General features: G+C 66.3%; 8 protein-coding genes. 4 read left to right on the top strand and 4 right to left on the bottom strand.

Translation table 11 applies throughout. From position 1 onward, the window contains the following. Window positions 1-35 precede the first annotated feature (35 nt). Window positions 36-428 (bottom strand): IS5 family transposase, encoded by a 393-nt coding sequence (locus ACFYXH_RS42040; RefSeq protein ID WP_389575045.1) that lies wholly within the window; start codon window positions 426-428, stop codon window positions 36-38. Between the two features lie 300 nt (window positions 429-728). Here ACFYXH_RS42040 and ACFYXH_RS42035 point away from each other — a divergent pair, with 300 nt between their 5' ends. The 4 genes from ACFYXH_RS42035 to ACFYXH_RS42020 all read left to right on the top strand — a co-directional run bounded on the left by ACFYXH_RS42035 (window position 729) and on the right by ACFYXH_RS42020 (window position 4,570). Further along, on the top strand, window positions 729-2,078 hold the full coding sequence (locus ACFYXH_RS42035; RefSeq protein ID WP_389575043.1) for a transaminase: 1,350 nt from the start codon (window positions 729-731) through the stop codon (window positions 2,076-2,078). Window positions 2,079-2,089: 11 nt separating this feature from the next. Next, window positions 2,090-2,530, top strand: a complete 441-nt coding sequence (locus ACFYXH_RS42030; protein WP_389575040.1) for an Lrp/AsnC family transcriptional regulator — start codon at window positions 2,090-2,092, stop codon at window positions 2,528-2,530. Window positions 2,531-2,676: 146 nt separating this feature from the next. Next, window positions 2,677-2,997 carry a putative quinol monooxygenase gene (locus ACFYXH_RS42025; RefSeq protein WP_389575036.1) on the top strand — a complete coding sequence of 107 codons (321 nt, stop codon included), beginning with the start codon at window positions 2,677-2,679 and terminating at the stop codon, window positions 2,995-2,997. 589 nt (window positions 2,998-3,586) lie between these two features. Next, on the top strand, window positions 3,587-4,570 hold the full coding sequence (locus ACFYXH_RS42020; protein WP_389575033.1) for an aldo/keto reductase: 984 nt from the start codon (window positions 3,587-3,589) through the stop codon (window positions 4,568-4,570). Window positions 4,571-4,739: 169 nt separating this feature from the next. Here the strand turns inward: ACFYXH_RS42020 and ACFYXH_RS42015 are convergent, their stop codons facing one another. The 3 genes from ACFYXH_RS42015 to ACFYXH_RS42005 all read right to left on the bottom strand — a co-directional run bounded on the left by ACFYXH_RS42015 (window position 4,740) and on the right by ACFYXH_RS42005 (window position 6,708). Further along, entirely contained in the window at window positions 4,740-5,627 is an 888-nt protein-coding gene (locus ACFYXH_RS42015; RefSeq protein ID WP_389575030.1) for an alpha/beta hydrolase family esterase, read from the bottom strand. Window positions 5,628-5,798: 171 nt separating this feature from the next. Next, entirely contained in the window at window positions 5,799-6,005 is a 207-nt protein-coding gene (locus ACFYXH_RS42010; protein WP_389575049.1) for a hypothetical protein, read from the bottom strand. A gap of 277 nt (window positions 6,006-6,282) precedes the next feature. Continuing rightward, complete coding sequence (locus ACFYXH_RS42005; protein WP_389575047.1) at window positions 6,283-6,708, bottom strand: MarR family winged helix-turn-helix transcriptional regulator; 426 nt, start codon at window positions 6,706-6,708, stop codon at window positions 6,283-6,285. Window positions 6,709-7,878: the final 1,170 nt, after the last annotated feature.

Raw genomic sequence — 7,878 nt, 5'->3', positions numbered from 1 at the left:
GATGTCCTCTTCGCCATGCTCCGGGACGGCACCTTCTACGAACCGCCCAAGATCGCTACCGCTTGACGAAAGCCATAGGGGCACTTTTTCAGCGCCCCAGCGGCGTGCTGGTGGGCCCGCACAACGGTGGAATCCACACTGACATCCCATGTGATCATGCCTCTGGCGTCGGCCTCGGCTTGCAAGCGCACGAACATCTGCTTCCAGGTGCCGTTGCGCTGCCAGCGCCGGAAAAGGTCGTAGACCCGGTCCCACGGACCGTACCGCTCGGGTACATCACGCCACGGCGCACCCGTGCGGGTCCGCCACCGTATGCCGTCGATCAACTGCCTCCGTGCCCAACGGGGCGGCCGGCCCGGCTTCTTGCCCTGCGGCAGCAAAGGCTCAAGCCGAGCCCACTGGATGTCGGTCAGATCACCACGCCCCACGACACGTGATCATTCACGATCATGATCAACTTTCGCAACAGGCCCTATAGTACGCGGTGTTCCAGAGCAGAGTGGTGCAGCGTGGCGCGGAGCCGGTCGATTGCTGCGGTGTCGGGCATGCGCAACTCCTCTGTGGACGGGCCGCGCGGCATGAAGCCGCGCGAGTCGTGATGGGGGCGGTCACCCACTGGCCCGCTGGTTTCGATTGCGGTGACGCTCGAATCAAGTGTCAATCGCTTCGCATGTACGCGATTCATGTGTATAGTCGTCGCTGTTCGGCTCGTACTGGAGGTGTGACCCATGGACCGTGCCCGTCTGCGGCGCCTGCTCGACTCGGAGGTCGAGGAGAGCGCCCGGCGCAATCCCCGGTCCCAGGCCGCCTACGAGCGCGCCGGGCACCTGTTCGGCAGGGTTCCGATGACCTGGATGAACAAGACGGCGGGCGCCTTTCCCCTCTACCTCGACGGGGCTTGCGGGGCGAGGGTGTCCGACATCGACGGGCACGAGTACATCGACTTCTGCCTGGGTGACACGGGCGCGATGGCCGGGCACTCTCCGGCTCCCGTCGTCGGGGCTGTCGAGCGCCGGTACCGGGACCAGGGCGGGGCCACCGCGATGCTCCCGACCGAGGACGCCGAGTGGGTGGGGGCGGAGCTCGCCCGCCGCTTCGGGCTGCCGCGCTGGTCGTTCTCGCTCACCGCGACGGACGCCAACCGCTGGGCAGTCCGCCTGGCGCGGGCGGTCACCGGGCGGCAGAAGATCTTGTTCAACAGCTACTGCTATCACGGAAGTGTGGACGAGTCACTTATCGTGGTCGGTGAGGACGGGCGGGGGGCCGGCCGCCCAGGCAATGTGGGCGCGCCCTGCGATGTATCACTGACCAGCAGGGTCGCCGAGTTCAACGACCTCGCGGGCCTGGAACGCGAGCTGGCCGAAGGAGATGTCGCGGCCGTTCTGATGGAACCGGCGCTGACCAACATCGGCATCGTCCTGCCCGAGCCGGGCTACCTCGAGGGAGTCCGGGAGCTGACCCGGCGTCACGGCGTGCTGCTGATCAACGACGAGACACACACGTTCTCCACCGGGCCCGGCGGCTGCACCAGCGCCTGGGACCTGGAACCCGACATGCTCACCATCGGCAAGGCCATCGGCGGTGGCATTCCCGCCGGCGGATACGGACTGTCGGCAGAGCTGGCCGACCGCCTCCACGGGCGCGATGACCTCGACCTGGTCGACATGGGAGGCGTCGGAGGCACACTGGCCGGCAACGCGCTGTCCGTCGCGGCGATGCGGGCCACCTTGGAGCATGTGCTCACCGATGACGCGTTCGCCCATATGTCTGCCCTCTCCGAGCGGTTCGAGGAAGGCGTTCGCAAGGGCATCGATTCCTACGCCCTGCCGTGGTCGGTGAGCCGCCTCGGCGCGCGCACGGAGTACCGCTTCGCGTCGCCCGCCCCGCGCACCGGCACCGAGTCGGCAGCCGCCGGCGACACAGACCTGGAGGACTTTATGCACCTGTGGATGGCCAACCGGGGCGTGCTGATGACCCCGTTCCACAACATGGCGCTGATGTGCCCGGACACGACCCACGCAGACGTGGACACCCATACCGCCCTGTTCACCGACGCCCTCGCCGAACTGGCCGGCTGAGGGGCCCGGCTGTGGACGACATCGACCGGGCCATCCTGCGGGAGCTGCAGGCCGACGGCCGCATCCCGTACGCCGACCTCGGGCCCAAGGTGGGGCTGTCCCCCTCCGCCGCCCGCCAGCGCCTGCAACGGCTGATCGACACCAAGGTGGTGCAGGTCGTCGGAGTCACCGATCCGATGGCCATGGGCGGCCAGGCGATGGCGCTACTGGCGATCACTGTCGACGGCGATCCCCGTGCAGTAGCGGACGAGCTCTCCCGCCGTGACGAGGTCATCTACGCCGTCCTCACCGCGGGCACCTTCGACCTGTTCGCCGAAGTGGTCTGCCAACACCCGCCCGACCTGCTGGACTTCATCAACGACGTAGTCCGCCCCGCCGAAGGCGTGGTCCGGGTGGAGAGTTTCCCCTACTTCGGCATCCACACCCACCGATTCCTGTGGGACGTCGGCTAACAAGCTCGTGCACGAGGTCGTGGGACTGGAGGCGAGCAGACCGCTGTTCCGCTGAGGCGGTAGACCCGGGCACAGATTCCGTCACAAAGAATGGCCCCGATTCGGCATCCGATCCACCCCCAGACGCATCAACCCCAGGAGGACTCGTGACCGTTACTGAAGAACGCTGGTACACCCTTGAACTCGAGGTGCGCCCCGAGCATCTGGAAGAGTTCCTCGTCACCATGAAGGCGATCGTGGCTGCCAGTCGCACTGAAGACGGTGTCCTGCAGTACGACCTACTACGCGATCGAGCAGCCGATAACCGCTTCAACCTTGTGCAACGATACGCCTCCCCACAGGCTGTCAGCCAGCACATGGCCGCGCCCCACAGCCAGGAGGGACTCGCCCGAGTGGCGCAATGGCTGGTCAACCCGTTCGTACAGACGGACTACTCCTACGTGGATGGCGACAGCCCGCAGACCTGACCATGGCGCGGACCAGCCACCGGGCGGGAAGGGGCCAAAGGCCCACGTGTCCACGACTGGGCGGCCGCAGAGCTGCCCGGGACCTAGGGCCTGGCAGTGAGCAACCCACCCATCAGCGATGGGTGGGTTGCTCGCCGCACCCTGAGCCGCCCGCCGACGTCGCCTACGCACGCTGCGAGACGACCGTGGCCGAGCGGCGCGCGTGGCTGGATCCCGCTGGGCGATGCCGCGAAGAATGAATGCGGCCTTGGACCAGAACGAAGGCCCTCGCTACGTCGGTTGAGACCGGCACATCACACCGGCCATGCTCGCCCATGCCTTCCTTGCCGCCATGGCCGCCCGGAACTTCAAAAGAGGGCCGAAGAATCGGTTCGACCACCCTCACCGTCGCAGAAATCCGACGACTCCCGGACCTTGCCCACTCCCCGACGGCACGAACGCCGCGACCCCTACCCCCGAGCACAGACTCCCATGCTCCAACCGGCGACGACACCACCAAGCCATCGCCCGAACCTGCCACTACCAGTGCCCCGCACACCCCGATCAGGGGCAGTCCGGCACTCCCACTCTCACACCAAGGAGACCCGCCATGAAGCAGCGCACCCTGGGCACCCACGGACCCCAGGTCCACCCCGTCGGCCTCGGGCTCATGGGCATGTCCGCGTTCTACGGAGCCACCGACGACACGCAGTCCCTCGCCACCATCCACCGCGCCCTCGACCTCGGGGTTGGCCTCCTGGACACCGCCGACGTGTACGGGGCCGGCCACAACGAGCGGCTGCTCGGCCGCGCCCTGGCCGGCCGCCGCCGCGACGACGTGGTGGTCGCCACCAAGTTCGGCTCCCTGCTCAACGAGGGCGGCTTCGGGGTCGACTCCAGCCCCGAGTACGCCAGGAAAGCCGTCGACGCCTCGCTGACCCGCCTCGGCCTGGACCACATCGACCTGTACTACCTGCACCGCCGCAATCCCGAGGTCCCCATCGAGGACACCATGGGCGCCCTCGCCGAACTCGTCGCCGCAGGCAAGATCCGGCACATCGGGCTGTCCGAGGTGAACGCGGACACCCTGCGCCGCGCCCACGCAGTCCACCCCGTTGCAGCCCTGCAGAGCGAATACTCCCTGTGGGAGCGCGGGCTGGAGGCGGAGACCCTGCCGACGGCTCGTGAACTCGGCGTCGCCCTGGTCCCTTACTCTCCCGTCGGCCGCGGCTTCCTCTCCGGCGCCATCACGGACACCGCCTCGCTGGCCCAGGACGACTACCGCCGCCACGACCCCCGCTTCCAGGGCGAGAACCTGCGCGCGAACCTGCGCCTGGCCGACCAGGTGCGCGCGCTGGCCGCCGAGGCCGGCGTCACCCCCACCCAGCTCGCCCTGGCCTGGCTGCTTCACCAGGGCGAGGACATTGTCCCCATCCCCGGCACCAAGCGCATCGCCTACCTTGAGGAGAACACTGCGGCCGCCGGAATCCATCTGGACGCCCGCCAGCTCGCCGCCCTCGAGGCCGCTGTGCCGCCCGGCGCCGCCGCCGGGCTCCGCTACCCTGAACAGCTGATGCACCGCGTCGACAACTGACATACCGCTCCCCGCGAGGAAGCCCGGGACCGCAGCGGCGCCCGCCGATCCCTGCAAGCTCGACGGCCGGCTCGATGCGATCGTCAGCAAAGCCGGCACCTGATTCGATTCTGACCTTCAGCCACAACACCCCTGGCGTTCGCGGGCATTCGACTGAATGGCTTCCGGTTCAGCCGGAGACGCGGGAGGTCAGGCCAAAGAAGTCGCTGATCAAGTCCGCCGCCCGGAAGTTCTGAGCGGTGCGGCCCAAGATGCGGGGGGCCCTCTTCGGTCCGGGGATCGTGTGTCCACCGCCGTGCACGGTGTAGAGCGTCACCGGCTGGTGGCCCTGCTCACGGTAGTCGGTGCGTTCCACCTTGGTACGCCCCGCCTCTGCCGCCTCCACGGGCGTGGTGGTGGGGGCGGTGGTGATGCCGTTGCGGGATGCGTAGTAGGCGGCCGTCTCCTGCGCCGACAGGCCAAGACCTCGCGGCCGGAATCCCCACATGCTGGCCATTCCTCCGGCATAGGGGACGAGGGGGTCCTTGGTGCCATGAATGAGCAGCACGGGCAGGGGCTGGTTCTGGGCCGCGTTCGGAGCGAAGTTCTCCGGGACCGGCTGGGTGGCGGAAAGGATTGCCGCGCCCGCCAGGACTGCGGGCATCTCGTGAACCAGCCGGATGACCATCTGGCCGCCGTTCGAGAACCCGACAACATAGACAGCTGAGCCATCGCCGTTGTAGCGACGCACCAGGAGATCAAGAGTTGCCCTGGCAAAGGCGACGTCGTCCACGCCATCAGTACGCGCCGCGAAGGAGGTAGAGACCCTGGCGTCGTTCCAGTGCCCCTTGTAGCCGTCGAGGTAGGCCACGATCGCGCCCGCTTCCTGCGCCCAGCGGTCGAAGGTGCCCGCTGTGAAGACACGGAACTTGGCCGCATCCTGCTTCGACCCATGAAAGACCAGCACTACCGGCGCCTGCTCGGTTGGCGATCCCGGCCTCACGAGAGTGAACGTACGTGTCGCGCCCCCTACCTGAACTGTCTCCTGCTGGTGGCCGTTCGTGCGTGTCGGGTTCACCGGGACTCCAAAACGGGATGTGCAGCTACCCTCCCCTGAGGAGAAAGCCTGCAGTACGCGGATAAGAAATCCGATCGGTTGATCTATCTACCACTCCGCGCTTTTCGAAACCGCCCACGCGCTCCCCGCCGCGGACGCCTTCAGTTGTGCTGAACTGGCATTCTTTGCCCATTACATAGGGCCGCGCTCCTCGATCCCTGGGCCTTTCTTGAGATGGCCCGCCATCAGTGCGGCATGCTCCTGCCGGAGTGGATTCGCCAGGCAGAGAAGGACCAGCCTCAGCCCATCAGTGGCTTCGCCGGCCTTCTCCGTCAGGACCTTGCCGCTGTCACCGCCGACCTCACCCTTCCCTGGTCCTCCGGCATCGTCGAAGGCCACGTCAACAGACGTGAAAACCATCAAGAGAGCCATGTACGGACGGGCATCGCTCCGACAAACACAGATGCCCATTCTGCGCCTTCTCCTGTCCAAGAGCTGTTGCCCAGTACACCGTGACACTTTTCGGAACCGGAGTCAGGCTACGACGCACACCGGGCGACTGCAGTGCACGCGGCTGCAGTGGTTGCCGAGTTATTGACAGCTTTCACCGACCACCGGTGCGGCCGCTGGCACCCTTTTGTCCCGAAAGGCGTCCGCGAAACTTTAGGGGAGCCTCCTATTTGGCTAGCAGGTGAGCGGTCAGTCGTGAGAACAGGGGAATGGCCGCTGCGAGTGCTTCCCGTTCGCTGGAGGTGAGAACTTGATGGATGGCGGCGCCGAGCCAGTCCTCGCGGCGTTGGCGTTCTTCCGCCAGGCGGCTACGCCCCGTTGACGTGAGGTGCAGCAGCAGCTTGCGCCCGTCACTGGGGTGAGCTTCGGCGCGCACGAAGCCGCTATTGAGCAGTCTCTTGACCGCTTTGGCCACCGCCTGATGGCTGACTCCACGCTGCTGCGCGATGTCGGTGGCGATCTGCGGGCCGCTGCGGTCCAGGTATCCCAGCACCGCGGCCTCGCCAGGGGCCATAATGTCCCCGGCGCGCACCACGCGGACCAGGCGTCCCACGACCAGGCGGAGCTCTTCGGCCAGCTCGTTGTCGTCCAGGGGGTCACCCAATCCAAAATCTGCAACCAAGTTGCACAGTCTGAGTTACATCGTTTCGTGAGGAGGACCCGAGAACCGCAAGGGGGCCTCACCCGCAATGTCAGCCCTGCCCGCCCACGAACCGACATCCGCCACCTGGCTAGCACTCCAGTGAGAATTCGTGTCCTGACCCGGTTCTTCCCGTTGACCGGTCACGGTGGGGATTGCTGAAGCCGAATACTGAGCTGGGGAGTTGGAGTCGACGCCGCGGGATCTGGTGATGCGGGCACGAATGGTCGAGCTGAGCTGGTCCGGCCAGGATCGTCGACACGTCCAGGACACGAACCCCGCCCAGCGGGCCATCGGACATGATGTATTCCTTTCACGTCGGACCTCGTACCTGGCCTGGAACCAGGGCGTTCGCCACAATGCCCTGCCGTGGGAGGATCGGGAAGGCAGGATGCGAGTTCACCAGTGAAAGGTTCTGCCTTTATGATCAACCGATGCGGGTGGAGAGAGCGCGGTACCTCCTAGCCTCCCCGTTTCGCTTCGGATGGCTGAGCTGGGCTGATGGCGGTGGACCGGTAGCGTGCCACTTGTCGCTGTCGATCTGTATGACGGGTGCTTCCTCTACTCCTTCGATGACCGCCGCATGCTCCTGTGCGACCTCGACGAGTACTGCCCCGGAATTCATCTTGGAGGCTGACCGGCTGCCAGGATCCCGGCGCTATATGGCGCCGGAGGAGTTCGTCAAGGGCTCGACTATCGACATCCGAACGACCGTGTATCTGGACCGGGCATGCCGGGAACATGGGACGTTCAGGGTGCGCTGGCGGTCGAAGGCGCGTTGGTCGCCGTTGTTCCGGTTTCCCGACTCCCAGCAGATCCAGGTGGAGCGTTTGGGCCGCAAGTGAGGCCGCGTCAAACTTCCGAAGCTGGGATGGGTTTGTTTCCGCTGGTCCCGGCACGTGGGTGGTGAGAGATCCGGTCTGTCACCGTGTCGAAGAAGTCGGGGCAGCGGTTCGTGTCGTTCCTTGTGGACGATGGCGCGGCACTCCATGAGCTGGATCACGCGTCGCGTCACAGACCGGCGTGCTGAGGCGTCCCCCGGAGTGTGGACACGGGGGTTCATGCTGCGAGTGTGAGTTTACGTGCTCTCTGCTGTTGTTGTTCGAACTCGGCTGGCGAGAG

Origin of the sequence: Streptomyces sp. NPDC002730 (assembly GCF_042888805.1) — a bacterium.
In the GTDB taxonomy this organism is placed as follows: Bacteria; Actinomycetota; Actinomycetes; order Streptomycetales; family Streptomycetaceae; genus Streptomyces.
This window is presented reverse-complemented; position numbering and strand designations above follow the sequence as displayed.

Excerpts from the sequence above, each read along its gene's own strand:
- ACFYXH_RS42035 (WP_389575043.1), top strand. The coding sequence starts at position 729 with ATGGACCGTGCCCGTCTGCGGCGCCTGCTCGACTCGGAGGTCGAGGAG.
- ACFYXH_RS42020 (WP_389575033.1), top strand. The coding sequence starts at position 3,587 with ATGAAGCAGCGCACCCTGGGCACCCACGGACCCCAGGTCCACCCCGTC.